Annotated in this window: 18 protein-coding genes; 9 read left to right on the top strand and 9 right to left on the bottom strand. The window is 59.5% G+C overall.

Annotated elements, in window-relative coordinates; all coding sequences use genetic code 11:
- Window positions 1-10 precede the first annotated feature (10 nt).
- Window positions 11-1,201, top strand: a complete 1,191-nt coding sequence (locus JGF26_RS02010; protein ID WP_134707504.1) for a glycoside hydrolase family 88 protein — start codon at window positions 11-13, stop codon at window positions 1,199-1,201.
- Between the two features lie 22 nt (window positions 1,202-1,223).
- Entirely contained in the window at window positions 1,224-1,796 is a 573-nt protein-coding gene (locus tag JGF26_RS02005) for a DJ-1/PfpI family protein (RefSeq protein WP_108090280.1), read from the top strand.
- 37 nt (window positions 1,797-1,833) lie between these two features.
- On the opposite strand, the gene JGF26_RS02000 is transcribed toward JGF26_RS02005, so the two are convergent.
- The 3 genes from JGF26_RS02000 to hpxO are packed head-to-tail and all read right to left on the bottom strand — an operon-like array spanning window position 1,834 to window position 4,987.
- Window positions 1,834-2,769 (bottom strand): PDR/VanB family oxidoreductase, encoded by a 936-nt coding sequence (locus tag JGF26_RS02000; protein ID WP_134707505.1) that lies wholly within the window; start codon window positions 2,767-2,769, stop codon window positions 1,834-1,836.
- A gap of 11 nt (window positions 2,770-2,780) precedes the next feature.
- Entirely contained in the window at window positions 2,781-3,815 is a 1,035-nt protein-coding gene (hpxD, locus tag JGF26_RS01995; RefSeq protein ID WP_108090278.1) for a molybdenum cofactor-independent xanthine hydroxylase subunit HpxD, read from the bottom strand.
- A 17-nt stretch (window positions 3,816-3,832) separates the two neighbouring features.
- Window positions 3,833-4,987 (bottom strand): FAD-dependent urate hydroxylase HpxO, encoded by a 1,155-nt coding sequence (hpxO, locus tag JGF26_RS01990; RefSeq protein WP_108090277.1) that lies wholly within the window; start codon window positions 4,985-4,987, stop codon window positions 3,833-3,835.
- Between the two features lie 169 nt (window positions 4,988-5,156).
- Between hpxO and uraD the strand changes: the two genes are divergently transcribed.
- Both uraD and uraH read left to right on the top strand, forming a co-directional pair.
- Window positions 5,157-5,657 (top strand): 2-oxo-4-hydroxy-4-carboxy-5-ureidoimidazoline decarboxylase, encoded by a 501-nt coding sequence (uraD, locus tag JGF26_RS01985; protein WP_134707506.1) that lies wholly within the window; start codon window positions 5,157-5,159, stop codon window positions 5,655-5,657.
- On the top strand, window positions 5,654-5,977 hold the full coding sequence (gene uraH, locus JGF26_RS01980) for a hydroxyisourate hydrolase (RefSeq protein ID WP_028019151.1): 324 nt from the start codon (window positions 5,654-5,656) through the stop codon (window positions 5,975-5,977). The genes uraD and uraH overlap by 4 nt, the downstream gene beginning before the upstream one ends.
- On the opposite strand, the gene guaD is transcribed toward uraH, so the two are convergent.
- Window positions 5,957-7,273 (bottom strand): guanine deaminase, encoded by a 1,317-nt coding sequence (gene guaD, locus JGF26_RS01975; protein WP_134707642.1) that lies wholly within the window; start codon window positions 7,271-7,273, stop codon window positions 5,957-5,959. The two genes, uraH and guaD, sit on opposite strands and share 21 nt — an antisense overlap.
- A 102-nt stretch (window positions 7,274-7,375) precedes the next feature.
- Window positions 7,376-8,872: an NCS1 family nucleobase:cation symporter-1 gene (locus tag JGF26_RS01970; protein WP_134707507.1), complete on the bottom strand. Its 1,497-nt coding sequence runs from the start codon at window positions 8,870-8,872 to the stop codon at window positions 7,376-7,378.
- 144 nt (window positions 8,873-9,016) lie between these two features.
- Here JGF26_RS01970 and JGF26_RS01965 point away from each other — a divergent pair, with 144 nt between their 5' ends.
- Genes JGF26_RS01965 through puuE form a run of 3 tightly spaced genes read left to right on the top strand, consistent with a single transcriptional unit; the run spans window position 9,017 to window position 11,421 of the window.
- Window positions 9,017-9,733: a GntR family transcriptional regulator gene (locus tag JGF26_RS01965; RefSeq protein ID WP_049008408.1), complete on the top strand. Its 717-nt coding sequence runs from the start codon at window positions 9,017-9,019 to the stop codon at window positions 9,731-9,733.
- Window positions 9,733-10,473: an allantoin racemase gene (gene hpxA / locus JGF26_RS01960; protein WP_134707508.1), complete on the top strand. Its 741-nt coding sequence runs from the start codon at window positions 9,733-9,735 to the stop codon at window positions 10,471-10,473. The genes JGF26_RS01965 and hpxA overlap by 1 nt, the downstream gene beginning before the upstream one ends.
- A 15-nt stretch (window positions 10,474-10,488) precedes the next feature.
- Window positions 10,489-11,421, top strand: a complete 933-nt coding sequence (puuE, locus tag JGF26_RS01955; RefSeq protein ID WP_028019146.1) for an allantoinase PuuE — start codon at window positions 10,489-10,491, stop codon at window positions 11,419-11,421.
- A 49-nt stretch (window positions 11,422-11,470) separates the two neighbouring features.
- Here the strand turns inward: puuE and hpxZ are convergent, their stop codons facing one another.
- Genes hpxZ through hpxW form a run of 4 tightly spaced genes read right to left on the bottom strand, consistent with a single transcriptional unit; the run spans window position 11,471 to window position 15,030 of the window.
- Window positions 11,471-11,857, bottom strand: coding sequence for an oxalurate catabolism protein HpxZ (hpxZ, locus tag JGF26_RS01950; protein ID WP_108090272.1), 387 nt, complete (start codon window positions 11,855-11,857; stop codon window positions 11,471-11,473).
- Window positions 11,854-13,251 (bottom strand): AtzE family amidohydrolase, encoded by a 1,398-nt coding sequence (locus JGF26_RS01945; RefSeq protein WP_108090271.1) that lies wholly within the window; start codon window positions 13,249-13,251, stop codon window positions 11,854-11,856. Before JGF26_RS01945 ends, hpxZ begins: the two co-directional genes overlap by 4 nt.
- Window positions 13,248-13,436, bottom strand: coding sequence for an oxalurate catabolism protein HpxX (hpxX, locus tag JGF26_RS01940; protein WP_028019140.1), 189 nt, complete (start codon window positions 13,434-13,436; stop codon window positions 13,248-13,250). The genes JGF26_RS01945 and hpxX overlap by 4 nt, the downstream gene beginning before the upstream one ends.
- A gap of 10 nt (window positions 13,437-13,446) precedes the next feature.
- Window positions 13,447-15,030, bottom strand: a complete 1,584-nt coding sequence (gene hpxW, locus JGF26_RS01935) for an oxamate amidohydrolase (protein WP_134707509.1) — start codon at window positions 15,028-15,030, stop codon at window positions 13,447-13,449.
- 142 nt (window positions 15,031-15,172) lie between these two features.
- Between hpxW and hpxU the strand changes: the two genes are divergently transcribed.
- Together hpxU and JGF26_RS01925 are read left to right on the top strand one after the other, a co-directional pair.
- Window positions 15,173-16,012, top strand: a complete 840-nt coding sequence (hpxU, locus tag JGF26_RS01930) for a MurR/RpiR family transcriptional regulator HpxU (protein ID WP_028019138.1) — start codon at window positions 15,173-15,175, stop codon at window positions 16,010-16,012.
- 191 nt (window positions 16,013-16,203) lie between these two features.
- Entirely contained in the window at window positions 16,204-16,986 is a 783-nt protein-coding gene (locus tag JGF26_RS01925; protein ID WP_028019137.1) for a transporter substrate-binding domain-containing protein, read from the top strand.
- Window positions 16,987-16,988: the final 2 nt, after the last annotated feature.

Genomic DNA, 16,988 nt, shown 5'->3' with positions numbered 1-16,988 from the left:
AGGAGTTGTTATGACCAAATCTGTTATCACCGAAGCGCTGCGGCCAATCGAACTGCATCAGGTTGATCGCCTGGCGCTGAGCCAGAAGCTGGAAGCGGCCTTAACCCGCGTAACGCGCAAGATCGACAACAATATTGTCGCCTTCGGCGATAAGTTCCCCGGCGAAGCCTGTGAGAAGGGGGTCTGGCCGCGCACCGATAACGTGGAGTGGACCACCAGCTTTTGGCCAGGCCAGCTGTGGCTGGCCTGGGAGATGACCGGCAAAGCGCATTATCGCGAAGCTGCCGAGCGCTATTTACCGTCGTTCGCCAGGCGCATTGAGCAGCGTATCGACACCGCAACGCACGATCTCGGGTTCCTCTATTCGCTCTCCTGCATCAGCGCCTGGCGGCTCACCGGCAACGAAGCCGCTCGCCAGTCGGCGCTGCTGGCTGCCGAGCGTCTGATGGAGCGTTTTAACCCGACGGCCAATATTATTCAGGCGTGGGGTGATTTAAACGACCCGGAGCAGCAGGGGCGAATGATCATCGACTGCAATATGAACCTGCCGCTGCTGTACTGGGCCAGCGAACAGACCGGCGACCCACGTTACGCGCAAGCGGCGACGGCTCACGCCGGACAGGCCGCGAACTATATCGTGCGTGAAGATGCCTCGACGTATCACACCTGGTATATGGATGTGCAGACGGGCGAGCCGCGCTTTGGCAACACCCATCAGGGCTACAGCGATACCTCGTGCTGGTCGCGCGGCCAGGCGTGGGGCATTTACGGCTTCCTGCTCAGCTATCAGCATACCGGCGATAAGCAGATGGTTGAGCTGTCACGCAGCCTGGCGCATTACTTCCTCAACCGTCTGCCGGAAGATGATGTTTGCCACTGGGATCTGGCCCTGCTCGGTACCGACGCCGTGCGCGACAGTTCAGCGGCGGCGATTGCCGCCTGCGGCCTGCTGGAGCTGGTCAAGGCGCTGCCGACGCTCGACGCAAACCGTGCGTATTATGAAGAGATGGCGCTGCGCATTGCGCAGTCGCTGACCGATAACTACCTTGCTCGTGACGATGATCCGACCGAAGGGCTGCTGCAGCACTCGGTTTATCATATGGGCAGCGGTAAGGGCGTCGATCAGTGCTGTAGCTGGGGGGACTATTTCTATCTTGAGCTGCTGGCGCGGCTGCGACAGATTTGGCATCCGTACTGGTAACCCTTAAGCCATGGAGAGCAAGATGAAAAGCGTAGCCGTGCTATTAGCCCCCGGTTTTGAAGAGGGGGAAGCGATTGTCACTATCGATATCCTGCGCCGCCTGAATATTACGGTTCAGACGATTGCCTGCGGCGAGAGTTGCGAAGTGGTGAGTTATCACGCCATCTCGATGGTGGCGGATAGCACCCTGAAGGCCAGCGTTGATCAGACCTTTGACGCCGTGGTGTTACCGGGCGGCCCGGAAGGCGGCGTTAACATGAGGAAAAGTGCGGAGGCGATCGCCTTCATTCGGCGGCATGATGAAGCGGGCAAATATATCTGCCCGATTTGCTCCGCCGCCGCCCGCGTGCTGAGCGGCAACGGACTGCTCAAGGGGCGTCGCTATGTCTGTTCCGGCGATTTGTGGAAAACCGTCAGCGATGGCATGTACGTTGATGCCGACGTTGTGGAAGACGGCAATCTGCTGTGCGGCCGCGGGCTGGGTAACGTATTTGATTTCGCCTTTACCCTGGCGGCGCGATTACAGGGCGATGAGACATTGGCGCGCGAGCAGGCCAGTCATATTAATTACCCCTTATCCGGACGACTTGTTTGAAAACCCTCCGGCTATGCCGGAGGCTATTTATTTCGTTTTACAACCCGATCACCAGCTCCCCGGAATGACTCCGCGAACAGCACAGCGCCACATGCTGATTTACCGCGCTTTTTTCCGCTTCCGACTGCACGCTATCCCGGTGATCCACCACGCCGTCGATCACCGGCGTCAGGCAGGCCCCACAGATCCCCATTTCACAGGACAGCGGCACGTCCACGCCGTTTGCCTGTAACACCTGGGCGATAGTTTTATCCGCTGGCACCGGCCAGCGCTCGCCGGTGGAGGCCAGTTTGACCGTAAAAATCTCACCCGTTTCACCGCAGGAGAGAGGGGCAACAGGCTGGAACGCCTCGCTGTGAAGTTGGGCGTCCTCCCAACCCTTCGCCGTCGCGACCTCCCGCACTTTTTCCATGAATCCTGCCGGACCGCAGATCCAGGCGTGAAGTCCCGCCTCAGCCGCCGGGAGATGCTCTGCCAGCACTGTGCGCGGGCTGGCGGTATGAATGATGCACTCAGCAAACGGCGAGAGTTCGCGCGCAAACGCCGCGCTTTCGCGGTTTCTGACGTAATAGTGCAGCGTAAATGGCATTCCGGCCGCCTTCAGCTGCAGGGCCATCGCATACAGCGGCGTAATGCCAATGCCCGCCGCCAGCAGCAAAACCCGTTCTGCCGGAAGAAGCGGAAACAGGTTGCGTGGGGCAGAGATCAATAATTTCTGTCCGGGACGCAGCGTATCGTGCACATAGCGCGACCCGCCGCGCGAGGCGGTTTCCCGGCCCACGCAGATAAGATAGCTCTCGTCCTGACATGACCCGGTCAGGGAATACTGGCGCACCACCCCGCAGGGCAGGTGCACGTCAATATGCGCCCCGGGCTGCCATGCCGGCAGCGCTTCGCCGTTTTCAGCCACCAGCCTGACGGCGAGGCTTTTGTCGCCCTCACGCCAAATCCCGTCAACAATCACGCTCAACATATCGGCCTCCGTCATACCAGGAAAAATTCGCCAAAGCCCATTTTTTTCAGTCCACGGCGGTAGGCAATTGAGCTTTTATCTGCGGGAATATGGGCTTCCAGCGTCAGGTCCAGCGGCAGGCTTTCCGGGCGCTGAGTTTCGACCATCAGACGATCCTCTTCAAAAATGCGCAGATTGAAGGCATGCACATCTTCCACCGGAATATGCAGGTCAAAATTACGCGCGATAGGGGCGAACATGCGGGTGACGCGTGATGACACGGGCGACGCGGCATTCATGATCACCAGCCTCGATTCTCCCGGAAAATGAATCGTCAGGGTGGCGGTAAACGGCAGATGCATTTCAAAATGGCGTAGCCACTGAAACCCTTCCGGCGCCTGCACGTCCGAGCTGGCGGGATAGTTACTAACAGAACTCCAGTAATCCGCCATGAAGCCGAACGGCGTCTCCTGCGGCTGATAGGCGGGTACAAGCTGATTATTGGGATCGGCAAAGGTATCGGTGTGGATCCACGCAAAGTGCGCCACGTCCAGAAAGCCCTCCACCTGTCGTCCGGCGAAGCCGTTTACCTCAAACGCCGGGCAGTTGATCTGCTGAAATCCGTCGTCATCCCAGTGCGGCATGGTGGGCAGCGGCGCAGGATTGTCCGGGTCAAACGCCAGGCAGGTCCAGATCAACCCAAAGCGCTCCTCCACAGCGTAGTTAATCAGGTTCAGCTTCGCCGGAACGGGTTGGTCGGGGCTGGACGGAATGCGGTTACAGCGCCCATCTTCCCCAAAGCGTAAACCGTGATAAGGGCAGATGATCCCGTGCTCGTCGTGAAAGCCGAGCGTCAGCGGTACGCCACGGTGAGGACAAACGTCACGGGCGACCACGACCCGATCGTGGATCCGGTAAATCACCAGCTGTTCATCGAGCAGGGTCGCTTTGACCGGTGCCGGGCCGACGTCGCAGGCTCGGGCGACGGGGTGCCAGCATTTCGCCAGGCGCAGCCAGTCCTCAGGCTCAAAGGTACAATGGGCGGGTGGAGTCGGTTCTATTTTCATCGTTATCCCTCTTGTGTTCAGCCTAATGGTCCGCCCTGAATGGTGTCGCACAGACCCTTGATGATGCGCTCTCCGGTCTCCTCTTTGAGCTCCTGATACCAGGCCTGCGTCAGCGCCATATCTTTCCCGTGGGTGACGTCGCAGCGTTTGCGGGCTTTTAGCACCAGGTCGCGAACCCGGTCGCAGCGCAGCGCTTCGTACTGTCTCAGTGCCAGCATGATGTTATGGTTTTCACGCAGACAGTCCCCGAGCACCACTGCATCCTCCATGGCGGCGCAACCGCCCTGGCCGATATCCGGCGTGGTGCTGTGCCCGGCATCGCCGAGCAGCGCCACCTTGCCGCGTACCAGGCTGTCGAACGGTTCGATATCGTGAATTTCGATGCGGTTGGTCGTTTCAGGTTCCAGCGCCGCGATGAGCTTCTGCACCGGCGGCGCCCAGCCGCGGAAGTAGCCGGTGAGATCGGCCCGCACCGTCGTGCGATCTTCTGCCAGCCCGAGGGGAAGCGGAACATCAAAAAAGAAGTAGAAACGACCGCCGGAGACGGGCATCAACGACACGCGTTTGCCTTCCCCCACGAAGGTTGTCCACTGGTGAGCGGGAGCAATCTCTTCATCAATCTTCACCAGCCCGTTCCAGTTAACGTAGCCCGCATAGCGGCGCTCGGGCGTATATCCCAGCACGTACGGACGAACCGCCGAGTGGCTGCCGTCGGCGGCAATCAGGAAATCCCCGGTTGCGGTAGTGCCATCGGTGAAGGTCACCGTGACGCCAGCGTCATCTTCACTGACATGTTCGACGCGCTTGCCAAACCGAACCTTGTCGCGCCCCCAGAAGTCCAGCATTTCGCGCTGGAGTTCAGCGCGCGAGACGGGGCAGGGACGCCCTCCGGTACGCTCAACCAGCGGGGCAAGGCTAAAGCGGGTCAGGGTCTCGCCGCGTCGGTAATCCTTGTAGGCCATAAAACGCATCGGACCGCCGTAGGTCTCGATGATGTCGCCCATGCCGAGGTGCTGCATACATTTCACCCCATTAGGCCAGATGGAGATGGCCGCCCCGACGGGCCTGATCTCTTTTACGGCTTCAAACACGGTACAGTCGATGCCCGCTTTCTTCAGCGCGACGGCGGCGCTCAGGCCGCCAATACCCGCGCCAATGACGATTGCTCTCATGCTTCTCTCCTTTTGCAGGGTGTAATGAGAGTGAGCAATTTGCGTACCAGGCTGCAGAGCGGCGAAAAGGGCATTGTGAGAGGTGACGTTGCACTGCTAAGGTGCGCTGGCGCGGTAAAAGTGGCGCGATTTGTGCAACAGCCAGAAGGATTGTGATAAAGGAGCCACTATGATCGCACTGCACGACTTCAATCATCTTCCTGACAAAGATGCTCTTGCACTGCTACGCCCCTGCGTAGCCATTCCTGCCTGGGCCGAGGCGTTGGTTCGCGGTCGGCCTTACCCGAGCCGGGAGGCATTGTTCAACGCGGCCACGGCACAGGCGCAAACCTGGGATGATGCGGCGTTAGCGCAAGCCCTGAGCGCGCATCCGCGCATCGGGGAAAAACTAACCGGTTCACAGGCCGAGGCAGCGCTGTCCCGTCAGGAGCAGGGGGCGGTGAATGACCGCGACGCAACCCTTGCGCAGGCATTGCGCGAAGGTAATGCCCGTTATGAAGCCCGTTTCGGACGCGTATTTCTGATCCGCGCCAAAGGCCGCAGCGGAGAGGACATTTTACAGGCGCTGCACGCGCGGCTGGAGAACAGCGATGCGCAGGAAGTCCGTGTCGCGCTGGAACAGCTGCGGGAAATCACGCTACTACGGCTGGAAGGAGTCATAAACGAATGAGCACCTTAAGTACGCATATTCTGGATATTTCGACGGGAAAACCGGCACAGGGGGTGACGGTTTATCTGCAACAGGAAGGAAAAACGCTGGCTACGGACGTGACCAACGCGCAGGGGCGCATTACCACGTTCGTTCCCTTTCTGCCCGCAGGCCGCTATCGGCTGGTGGCGGAGATCGGTGAATGGTTTCGCGAAACTGGCCGCGACACCCTCTATCCCTGTGCGCAAATTGATTTTGTGACGGGAGGAACGGCAGAGGAGCACTTCCATCTGCCGTTTGTGATTGCGCCCGGTGGGTGGTCAACCTACCGGGGCAGTTGACCAGACCCGCTCGCCGTTGACCCAGGTCTCGCTGATATTGCGCTCGTCGCCCAGAGTCATCAGCACGAAAAGCTGCTCGTAGATATCTTTGCAGCGACGATTGCGCAGGCGTTGTAACGGCGTCACGTCAGGGTCAATCACGATGAAATCGGCTTCTTTACCCGGTGTGAAGTTGCCAATCTTGTCGTCCAGCCTGAGCGCGTGCGCGCCACCCAGCGTGGCGTGATAAAACGCTTCACTGGCGCGCAGGCGATAGCTCTGTAATTGACCCACTTTATAGGCTTCCCCCAGGGTGCGCAGCATGCTGAAGGTGGTGCCTGCGCCTACGTCAGTGCCGATGCCCATCCGCACCTTGTGCTGCCAGCAGGCGGGCAGGCGAAACAGCCCGCTACCGAGAAACAGATTGGAGGTGGGGCAAAATGCGACAGCGGAGCCGGTCTCATGCAGGCAGCGCCATTCGCTCTCATGCAGATGGATCCCGTGGGCAAACACGCTGCGCTCGCCGGTCAGGCCGTAGTGGTGATACACGTCCAGATAACGTTCGTGCTCTGGCCAGAGATCGCTCACCCAGGCTACTTCATTCGGGTTTTCGCTCAGATGGGTCTGCATCCACGTATCCGGAAACTCTTCTCTGAGTAAACTCACCGCCGCGAGCAGCTCGGGTGAAGACGTCGGTGCAAAACGCGGGGTAATGGCATACCCCAACCGTCCCCGGTGGTGCCAGCGCTGGATCAGCTCCCGCGTCTGCCGGTAGCTCTGTTTGGCGTCTTCGCTGAGATAGTCCGGGGTGTTCCTGTCCATCATCACCTTGCCGGCGATAAGGCGCATGTTGAGGCGCAGGGCTTCGGTAAACAGCGCCTCGACCGATTCGGGATGCAGCGTACAAAACACCAGCGCGGTAGTGGTGCCATGGCTCACCAGCTGGTTAATGAAAAATTCGGCAATCTCTTTCGCATACACCTCATCGGAAAACTGGCTCTCCACCGGGAACGTATAGGTGGTCAGCCACTCCAGTAGCTGCTCGCCAAACGCGCCGATCATCTCCGTTTGCGGATAATGGACGTGGGTATCGACAAAACCGGGCATCAGCAGTTTGCCGCGCAGGTCGGTGTAGCCTTTGTGAGGATCAAGATACTGCTCGCCATCCTGCCACGCCATCTGCGCCTGAATTTTACCGTTCTGTATGAACAGCAGTCCGTCCTCAAGATAGCGTGCGTGTTGGGCGATAGCGTCTGCACTGTCGCAGACCTGGGCAATATCAAAAAATGCACCGCGGATCGCTGTCTGGTATTCCATCATGGTTCCTGCCTTTATGTTTGCGTAGCGGAGTCATGAGAATGAGCAAAAAGGGTGCCAGCTTGAGGAAGGCCGCAGGAAACCTGCGGCCAGAAGGAAGGGTTACTCTTTTTGCGTCGCCACGCGGGAGTTAAATTGCGGGGCAGCAGCCACTTCGCGCTCTTCCCGAGCCAGCCAGCGGTAGGTCACGCCACCGAGGAAGACGCCGATGAACCAGCTAAAGTTCGCCACTTCGTGCAGGGCCGGGATGAAGCTTATCACCAGCCCTATGCCAACGGACGGAAGCAGCGCAGCGATGGCTTTCGGGTTAAAGCCGTTGCGATACCAGTATTTGCCTTTTGGCGTGTCGTCGAACAGATCGTCCACAGAGACTTTCCCGCGCTTAATCAGGTAGAAGTCCGCAATCAGAATACCGAACAGCGGGCCGATAAATGCCCCGAGCACGTCCAGGGTGTAGTGGATAAGCTCCGGAGAGTTGAACAGGTTCCACGGGGTGAGCAGGATCGAACCAACGGCGGCAATCATCCCTCCGGTGCGGAAGCTGATTTTCTGCGGCGAACAGTTAGAGAAATCAAACGCCGGGGAGACAAAGTTCGCCACGATGTTGATCCCGATGGTAGCGGTGATCATCGTCAGCAGACCGATGGCCACGGCCAGATCGTTGCCCACGCGGCTGACGGTTTCAATTGGGTCGGTGATCATGCGGCCAAACAGCGACTGGGTGCCGGAGACAATCACCACGGTAACGATGGAGAACAGCAGGAAGTTAAACGGCAGTCCCCAGCGGTTTCCACGGCGAATTTCACCCATGCTTTTGCCGTAACGCGAGAAATCACCAAAGTTGAGCAGCGGGCCGGAGAAGTAAGAGACCACCAGCGCGGTCGCCGTGATCATCTGCCAGGTCTGCTCGCCCGCGCTCAGGGATTTGCTGGCAAGGGTAAAGGAGATCCCGTCGAACCCGGTCTTGTATACAATCCAGCCCGCCAACGCCAGCATCACCACGTACACCGCCGGACCGGCGATATCAATAAAGCGCTTGATGGCGCTCATGCCGTGCCAGAAGACCATCGCCTGCAATACCCACATAATGGCAAAGCAGATCCAACCCAGGTGCGACAACCCGAGGAACGCGTCGGTGGTGAGCGAAGAGAGCGATGGCCAGAACTTCAGCGCCACCAGCATCAGGGCGTTGGCGGCCAGATAGGTCTGAATGCCGTACCACGCGAAGGCGATAAGCCCGCGGATCACCGCCGGAATGTTCGCCCCGAAGACGCCAAACGCCTGACGGCTGATCACCGCATAGGGCACGCCCGCCATCTGGCTCGGTTTGGCCACCAGGTTGGCGCACAGCTGTACAATGCAAATCCCCACCAGCAGGCAGAGCAACACCTGCCAGCTTGCCAGCCCGAGCGTAAAGAAGCTCGCGGCGACTACATAGCCCCCCATGCTGTGAACGTCGGACATCCAGAAAGAAAAGATGTTGTACCAGCTCCAGTTCTGGTCACGCGTCGGTGCCAGATCCTCATTGCAAAGCCGTGGGCTGTAAACCGCACCGGAATCAGCGGCCGTACCTTGCTGCGTATTTTGTCTGTTTGGCATGAAACCTGCTCCTGTGAATGAAAACCCGTTAAGTGGGAGTGCAACGGGTATTGCAGGATCCAGGCCAAAATAATAAATCTTGTATGCAATATTTTATTTTTATGTATACGATTCGATATCGAAAAGTAAAAAGTGGAGTGGGTAATGAACAACGTAAACAGTCTGCACGCCGCGCCAGACCTGCAAGACAAAGACGAATCCATCTTTCAGGCGTTGATGACTGCGATTGTCGAACATCAGCTGCTGCCGGGGAGTAAGTTGCCGGAAGAAGCGCTGGCCGAGGTCTTCGGCGTGAGCCGCACGGGTATCCGCAAGGTGCTGCAACGACTCGCGGCTGTGCAAATGGTCACGTTAACGCCCAAACGTGGTGCACATGTCGCCAGCCCGACAGTAGAAGAGGCGCAACATATCTTTCGCACACGTGCTCTGCTGGAGGTCGCCAACCTGCCGGACGTGCTGGCCCACTGCCAGCCGCCACATCTGGCGGCACTGGAAGCCATTATTCGTCAGGAGCAGCAGGCGCACGAGGCGTACGACGGCCCGGCGGCAATCCGCCATTCCGCCAATTTTCACATTCAGCTGCAGGCCATCTCCGGCAACCAGGTGCTGACGGAGATGGTGACCAGCCTGAGCCAGCGCTCGTCGCTGGTGATTGCCACCTGGGGCGCGCCGTGGCGTCAGGGTTGCCGCTGTAACGATCACGAACAGCTTGTGGAGCTGCTGCGCCAGAAAGCGCTCCAGCCGCTAAGCGATGCCCTGATGCACCATTTTGAACATATCGTCGCCAGCCTCTGCTTCGAGCGGGCGGGCGAGTGCCTGCCTGATTTTGCCCGGCTGTTTGCCGGCCACAAGGAGTCGTAATGTCTGTCTGTATACAAGTGATCAACCCCAATACCAGCCTCGCGATGACGGAAACCATCGGCGCGGCGGCCCGGGCGGTGGCTTCGCCGGGTACGGAGATCCTCGCGGTCTGTCCGACTGCAGGCGTGCCGTCGATAGAAGGCCATTTTGATGAGGCCATTGCCGCCGTTGGTGTCCTTGAGCAGATCAAAAAAGGCAGAGAGCAGGGCGTATCGGGTCACGTGATTGCCTGCTTTGGCGATCCGGGCCTGCTGGCGGCGCGCGAGCTGGCGCAGGGGCCGGTGGTCGGCATTGCCGAAGCCGCCATGCATATGGCCACGCTGGTGGCGACACGCTTTTCTATTGTCACCACGCTGCCGCGCACGCTGATCATCGCCCGTCACCTGCTGCACCAGTATGGCTTCCAGGATCATTGTGCAGCCCTGCACGCCATCGATCTCCCGGTGCTGGCGCTGGAAGACGGCAGCGGTCTGGCGCAGGAAAAAGTGCGCGCGCGTTGTATACAGGCACTGAAAGAAGATGGCTGCGGGGTCATTGTGCTGGGCTGCGGAGGTATGGCGACGCTGGCGCAGGAGCTGACGCGCGAGCTGCGTGTGCCGGTCATCGACGGCGTCAGCGCGGCGGTAAAAATGGTGGAGTCGCTGGTAGCGCTGGGGTTATCGACCAGCAAGTATGGGGACCTGGCGTTCCCCGAGAACAAAACGTTAAGCGGACAATTTCAGGCATTAAATCCATTTTAATTTTGGGGGGTGGCAATGGGGCTTTTTGAACAGGATTACCCGCGGGATCTGCGTGGCTACGCAGGTACTCCGCCGCACGCGCAGTGGCCGAATCAGGCGCGCATCGCCGTGCAGTTTGTGCTCAATTATGAAGAAGGGGCGGAAAACCACGTTCTGCACGGCGATGCCGGTTCAGAGCAATTCCTGTCGGATATCATCGGTGCAGCCAGCTACCCCGATAAACATATGTCCATGGACTCCCTCTACGAATACGGCAGCCGCGCCGGGTTCTGGCGGATCCACAATGAATTTCAAAAGCGCGGTCTGCCGCTGACGGTCTTTGGCGTGGCGATGGCGCTGGCGCGTCACCCGGAGATCGTTGAGGCGATCAAAGCGGCGGATTACGACGTGGTCAGTCACGGCTGGCGCTGGATCCATTATCAGAATATGGACATCAGCCAGGAGCGTGAACATCTGCAGAAAGCGGTGCATGTGCTGACCGATCTGTTTGGCAAGCCGCCGACCGGCTGGTACACCGGACGCGACAGCCCTAACACGCGTCAGCTGGTGGTGGAGCACGGTGGTTTTGACTACGACAGCGACTACTATGGCGATGATTTACCCTTCTGGACGGAAGTGGCGTGCGGCGACGGTACCCGTAAACCACACCTGATTGTGCCATACACGCTGGATGCGAACGACATGCGCTTCGCGACCGCGCAGGGGTTTAACACCGCCGAGCAGTTTTATACGTATCTGAAGGACAGCTTTGATGTGCTGTATGAAGAGGGGGAAAGCGCGCCGAAGATGATGTCCATCGGCATGCACTGCCGCCTGCTGGGGCGTCCGGGGCGTTTTCGCGCGTTGCAGCGCTTTCTTGATTATGTGCAGCAGCATGAGCGGGTGTGGGTCTGTACCCGTCAGCAGATTGCCGACCACTGGCGGGAAGTGCATCCGTTTCAGAAGTAATGTGTCGTGTTTAGCCGGGTGGCGGTTACGCCTTACCCGGCCAGCTATCTTACGACATCACACTCACCTGTGCCGCCACGATCCGCCACCCACACGCAAACCGCACCCACGTCTGCTGCTGGCGTCCAATGCGTTCTGTGCCTTCGCGGGTAAACTCGGTGCTGCACACGGCGTAATCTTCACCGAAGGTGGTGATCAAGGTGCGACGCAACGTCCGCTGCAACCCGGCGGACGGACGTGCCGCGCGAAAGGCGCGGATTTCCTCAATGCCGTACAGGTTTTCTCCGGCGCCCAGCCGCACGGTGTTTTTATCGTGCCAGAACAGCTCGTCCAGCACCGCAATGTTGTTGCTCACCAGCGCGTCTTCATAGCGGTAAAACGCGGCTGTCACCTCTGTAACCACCCACGGGAGGTTAATGTCATCGTGATTCATCATGCTGCACTCTCCGCCGGACGGGCATCGGTTATTCCTCTCTCTTCCAGAACCCGCGCCACGCGCAGGCAGGCCTGCTCGTTAAACGGCGCGGCAATCAACTGCAGGCCAATCGGCGCACCTACGGCGGTGCGTAGCGGAACGGTGGTGACGGGCAAACCCAGAAACGAAATCGGCTGCGTCAGCATCCCCATGCTGGCGCGTACGGGTAGCTGCTGACCGTTGATTTCCATGAATTGCTCGCCAATCAGCGTGGCGCTGCGTGGCGTTGCCGGGGCGATAAGGATATCAGCCTGGGCGAATAAGGTTTTGAACGCCTGCCGGGCGTGCGCGCGAAAACGCTGGGCCTGGATGTACCAGGCGGAGGGGATCATCGCCCCGGCCAGCAGCCGCTCACGCGAGTGTGGTTCGAATCGTTCAGGCTCGCCGCGAAGCGCGGGCAGGTACTGATTTCCTCCTTCGGAGGCGCTGATGATAAACGCTGCGGAACGTGCCAGTTCGGCATCCGGGAAATGCAGTTCATCCTGCACGTCGAGCGCTTTTGCCACCCGCGCTACGGCGTCGCGGGCGTCCGCGTCGCACCAGGTGGTGAAATAGCCGCCAAGCACGGCGCAGCGCAGACCATCAAGCCCGCGATCGAGCAAGGGACGCGTCTGTTCGCGCGAGCTTTCTGCCTGAAAACCGTCGCTGGTATCCCGCCCTTGCAGCGCGTCGTATACCGACGCCAGATCGCTCACGCGGCGGGCAAACGGGCCGATATGGTCCAGACTTGCCACAAAAGGATGGCTACCGGAGCGCGATAAGCGGCCAAAAGTGGGCTTCAGGCCATATATCCCGCACAGGGAAGCCGGAACGCGAATGGAGCCATTGGTGTCGGTTCCGAGCGAAAAGTGCACCAGCCCGGCGGCAACGGCGGCGGCAGATCCGCCTGACGATCCCCCCGCAATGCGCGCCAGATCGTGCGGGTTATGCGTCGCGCCGTAGTGGCTATTTTCAGTGGTAAAGCCGTAGGCGTAGGCATCCATATTAACCATCCCGGTCAGCAACCCGCCGGCACTGCGCAACTGACGCACCGCAAAGCTGTCTGCGGCAGCGGCAGGGCGCTGGCTGAACAGTTCCGCCCCTGCAAGCGTGGTGTGTCCGGCAACGTCAAACAGGTTTTTCACCGCGTAGGGCACGCCTGCCAGCGGCGGTAGCGGGCGTTTTTCCCGGCGCAGGGTGTCAATATTTTCGGCCTCGGCCAGCATGCGTTCTTCCGTTACGGCGGTCCAGGCGTTGATCTGCGGGTTAACGCGGGTAATCGCCTCCAGCGTCTGGCGGGCTATCTCTCTCGCGCTCAGCTCGCCCGCGCTCAGGGCCTGCTGGATCGCGCTGATACTCATCTCGTGTAGCGTCATGCTTTATACACTCCTGCAATCTCCAGACGGTCGTCGAGCGGCAGCGCCATCAGCGGCGCGGCCATGGCGGCAATGCGGCTGAACTGCAATTGCAGTTCGGCGCGACGGGGGGCGTCCAGCGTCACGCCGAGCACGGTTTCCATTTGCGCCAGATACGCGTGCCAGTCGGGTTGTTGTGTTGTCATTGTTTTCTCCTCAGAATCCGGCAGCCGCGCCGTTGCTGCGCGGGTCAAATGCCCCTTCGAACAGGCCGTTCGGGTGGCGGACAATCGCGCCCGCGTGGCCCATGGCTTCACTGAAGTCAGGGAATATTTCCACCTCATGACCCAGCGTCCGGAGCTGAGAAACCGTCTCAGCGGTAAAGCGGCCTTCCAGTTTTAACGTGTCCGAGGTTTGTCCCCAGGTGCGTCCCAACAGCCAGCGCGGGCGGGAGATGCTCTCCTGCAGCGGAACGCCCTGAACGACGTAGCGGGTAAAGAGCGTGGCCTGGGTTTGTGGTTGTCCGTCTCCGCCCATCGAACCGTAGACCATCACGCGCCCGTCGTTCAGCCGTGCCGCCGCCGGGTTGAGGGTATGGAAGGGCTGTTTGCCAGGGGCAAGCGCCAGAAGATGTTCGGGGTCGAGGCTGAAAGAGGCGCCCCGGTTCTGCCAGACGATGCCGGTATCGGGTAGCACCACGCCGCTGCCGAACTCGTGATAAATACTCTGGATAAACGACACGGCAAGCCCGCTGTTATCCATTACCCCCATCCACACCGTATCGCCGGGGCCTTTTCCGGTGCCCCACGGTGCGGCGCGGCTGTCGTCAATGTGTCCGGCAAGCGTCTGAAGGGCAGCGGGTTCCAGCAGGCTCTGGATATCGGTTTTCAGCTCACGCGGGTCGGTGATGTGGGCATCGCGCAGGCCAAAGGCCAGCTTGGTGGCTTCAACGATGCGGTGAATGGTTTCGGCGTCGTCGGCCTTCGCCATATTCAGGCGATCGGTGATGCCGAGTATCGCCAGTGAAACCAACCCCTGCGTCGGCGGGGCGAGGTTAAAGACTTCTCCCTGCTGATGCTGCAAGCGCAGCGGCGTGGTGCGCCGGGCGACATGCGCGTGTAAATCGGCCAGCGTAACGGGCAGACCCAGTTTCGCCATTCCCCGCGCCAGGCACTCTGCCAGCGGGCCGCGGTAAAAGCTGTCCAGACCGTCCTCTGCCAGGCGTTTGAGCGTTGAGGCCATGGCGGGCTGGTAAAAACGGCTCCCGACCTGCGGCGGTTTGCCGTCCACCAGCCAGGTTTCCGCGAATCCTGGGATCTCTTTCAGTTCCTCGTATTTACTGGCCGTGGCGCTGGCCTGAGAGGCAGTGACCGGCGTGCCATTCTGCGCGTAATCAATGGCGTCGGCCAGCAGGCGAGCCAGCGGCAGCGCCTTGCCGGTCATCTCGCGCGAGACCTTAAGCGCCTCGTCCCAGCCGCTGACCGTTCCGGCGACGGTCAGCGCCGCCTGAGGTCCGCGATGGGGAATATGTGCCAGCCCGTCGTAGGCGGCGAGCGTTGCCAGCGAACCCGCCGCACCGCTGGCGTCAATGGCGATCGGATCGCCTTCCGGCGGCACGATAAGCCAGAAGCCATCGCCACCCAGCCCGTTCATGTGCGGGTAAACCACGGCAACGGTGGCTGCCGCTGCGACCATCGCTTCTATCGCACTGCCGCCTTCGCGCAGTACTGCCAGCGCGCTCTGGCTGGCAAGATGGTGGGGTGCAACGGCCATGCCGTGCGTGGAGACATTACTTTGCATGAAGCGTCCTCGTAACTTTGAAAGTCACAAGGTGCTGCAAAAGCTGTTCCAGTTCTGAAAGAAAAGTTTCAGTAAACTGGCACGTATAATGAAAGGTAGAATCAAAGGCAAAATGTGATGAAACAAAAGTTACAGAGGCGCTATGGAACAACTGGATGAACGTCTGAAAGCACAATACCCGTCACTGTCGCCGCAGGAGCAGCGGGTGGCGGATTTTATTTTCGATCACTTTGACGACCTGATTAGCTACAACAGCGCTGAGCTGGCGCAGCTCAGCGGGGTGTCGAAAGCCACCGTGAGCCGCCTGTTTAAGCGTCTGGGCTATGAGAAATATAAGGACATGCGCGACGAACTGCGCACGCTGCGCCAGAGCGGGATGCCGCTTACCGATAACCGTGACGCGGTGCAGGGTAATACGCTGCTGGCACGTCACTATAAACAGGAGATGGCGAACCTGACCCAGTGGGTCAATACTCTCGACGCGCAGCAGTTTGCCGAGGCGATGGCCTGCATGGTGAAAGCGCGGCGCATTATCATTATGGGTATGCGTAACGCCTATCCGGCAGCCTTGCATCTCCGCCAGCAGCTGCTGCAGGCGCGCGGACAGGTGCTGGTGCTGCCGCAGCCCGGGCAGAGCCTGAGCGAGGAGCTGGTAGATTTAACCGCTGACGACCTGGTTATCATGATGGCTTTTCGCCGTCGCCCGCGTATTGTCCGCCCGCTGATGCAGCAGCTTCAGCAAAGCGGAATTCCGGTGCTGCTGATGTGCGAGCCGCAGGCGCACAGCCTGTTTCCGCTGGCAAGCTGGCAGCTTTGCGCCCCGCTGGACAGCGTTTCGGCCTATGACAGCTATTCCTCGGTCAACAGCCTGATCAACCTGCTGGCGAATGCCTTCCTGCATGAGATTCTCGATAAAGGCCGTCCGCGCATTCACGAGATTGCCTCCCTCTACCAGCAACTGGACGAACTCGAACAACGATAATGGGGCATCAGGCTGGTGCTTTGCATCTAAATGGTGCATCTGGCGGGTCGGGAAAACACGCGTTTTTTCGACCAGCCTCCGTTTTATATGGCTTTAGAAGAATATTTCCCGCTTCGCCTTATCTGGCACATTAGTTGCAAAATCACATTCAAAGAATCTTTTGTTTCATGTTAACGTTACGGGGAAGCACCATGAAAAAACTGTTGATTGCACTGACCGGGGCCGTATGTCTCTTCACACAACTGCCCGCAAAGGCGGACCAGCTTCAGGATATTGAGAAACGCGGCACCATCCGCATCGCCGTTCCGCAGGATTTCCCGCCGTTTGGCTCGGTGGGGACCGATCTGCAGCCGCAGGGGTATGACATCGACATGGCGCGTTATCTGGCTAAACAGATGAAGCTCAAGCTACAGCTGGTACCCGTGACCAGCGCCAACCGCGTGCCGTACCTGCAAACCGATAAGGTGGATCTGGTCATTTCAAGCCTCGGTAAAAACCCGGAGCGCGAGAAGGTGATCGATTTTAGCCGCGCCTACGCACCGTTCTTCCTCGGCGTGTTTGGCCCGAAAGGGGCAGAGCTGAAAGATGCCGCCGCGCTGAGCGGAAAAACCATCGGCGTGACGCGCGGGGCGGTGGAGGACATGGTGCTGACCAGCCTGGCACCGAAAGACGCTGACGTGAAACGCTATGAAGACAACAACACCACGCTGTCTGCCTACCTTTCCGGGCAGGTGCAGTATGTGGCCACCGGCAACCTGGTGGTAGCGGCCATTTCCCGCCAGAACGCGGCTAAAGCCCCGGTACCGAGCTTTATGCTGAAGGACTCACCGTGCTTTATTGGGCTGAAAAAGAATGAACCGGCGCTGAAAGCAAAAGTGGATGCGCTGATTGAGCAAGGCATCAAAGACGGCACGCTGAACGGCCTGTCTGAGCAATGGCTGAAAGCTCCGCTGCCGGCAAACCTTGGCGCCTGAGC

It is taken from the genome of Enterobacter sp. E1 (assembly GCF_016809815.1).
Classification (GTDB): domain Bacteria; phylum Pseudomonadota; class Gammaproteobacteria; order Enterobacterales; family Enterobacteriaceae; genus Enterobacter; species Enterobacter adelaidei.
The sequence above is the reverse complement of the archived record's forward strand: the minus strand, read 5'-3'. Positions and strand labels throughout refer to the sequence as shown.

Coding starts and splice junctions, on each gene's coding strand:
- JGF26_RS02010 (WP_134707504.1), top strand. CDS start 11: ATGACCAAATCTGTTATCACCGAAGCGCTGCGGCCAATCGAACTGCAT.
- JGF26_RS02005 (WP_108090280.1), top strand. CDS start 1,224: ATGAAAAGCGTAGCCGTGCTATTAGCCCCCGGTTTTGAAGAGGGGGAA.
- JGF26_RS02000 (WP_134707505.1), bottom strand. CDS start 2,769: ATGTTGAGCGTGATTGTTGACGGGATTTGGCGTGAGGGCGACAAAAGC.
- hpxD (WP_108090278.1), bottom strand. CDS start 3,815: ATGAAAATAGAACCGACTCCACCCGCCCATTGTACCTTTGAGCCTGAG.
- hpxO (WP_108090277.1), bottom strand. CDS start 4,987: ATGAGAGCAATCGTCATTGGCGCGGGTATTGGCGGCCTGAGCGCCGCC.
- uraD (WP_134707506.1), top strand. CDS start 5,157: ATGATCGCACTGCACGACTTCAATCATCTTCCTGACAAAGATGCTCTT.
- uraH (WP_028019151.1), top strand. CDS start 5,654: ATGAGCACCTTAAGTACGCATATTCTGGATATTTCGACGGGAAAACCG.
- guaD (WP_134707642.1), bottom strand. CDS start 7,273: ATGGAATACCAGACAGCGATCCGCGGTGCATTTTTTGATATTGCCCAG.
- JGF26_RS01970 (WP_134707507.1), bottom strand. CDS start 8,872: ATGCCAAACAGACAAAATACGCAGCAAGGTACGGCCGCTGATTCCGGT.
- JGF26_RS01965 (WP_049008408.1), top strand. CDS start 9,017: ATGAACAACGTAAACAGTCTGCACGCCGCGCCAGACCTGCAAGACAAA.
- hpxA (WP_134707508.1), top strand. CDS start 9,733: ATGTCTGTCTGTATACAAGTGATCAACCCCAATACCAGCCTCGCGATG.
- puuE (WP_028019146.1), top strand. CDS start 10,489: ATGGGGCTTTTTGAACAGGATTACCCGCGGGATCTGCGTGGCTACGCA.
- hpxZ (WP_108090272.1), bottom strand. CDS start 11,857: ATGATGAATCACGATGACATTAACCTCCCGTGGGTGGTTACAGAGGTG.
- JGF26_RS01945 (WP_108090271.1), bottom strand. CDS start 13,251: ATGACGCTACACGAGATGAGTATCAGCGCGATCCAGCAGGCCCTGAGC.
- hpxX (WP_028019140.1), bottom strand. CDS start 13,436: ATGACAACACAACAACCCGACTGGCACGCGTATCTGGCGCAAATGGAA.
- hpxW (WP_134707509.1), bottom strand. CDS start 15,030: ATGCAAAGTAATGTCTCCACGCACGGCATGGCCGTTGCACCCCACCAT.
- hpxU (WP_028019138.1), top strand. CDS start 15,173: ATGGAACAACTGGATGAACGTCTGAAAGCACAATACCCGTCACTGTCG.
- JGF26_RS01925 (WP_028019137.1), top strand. CDS start 16,204: ATGAAAAAACTGTTGATTGCACTGACCGGGGCCGTATGTCTCTTCACA.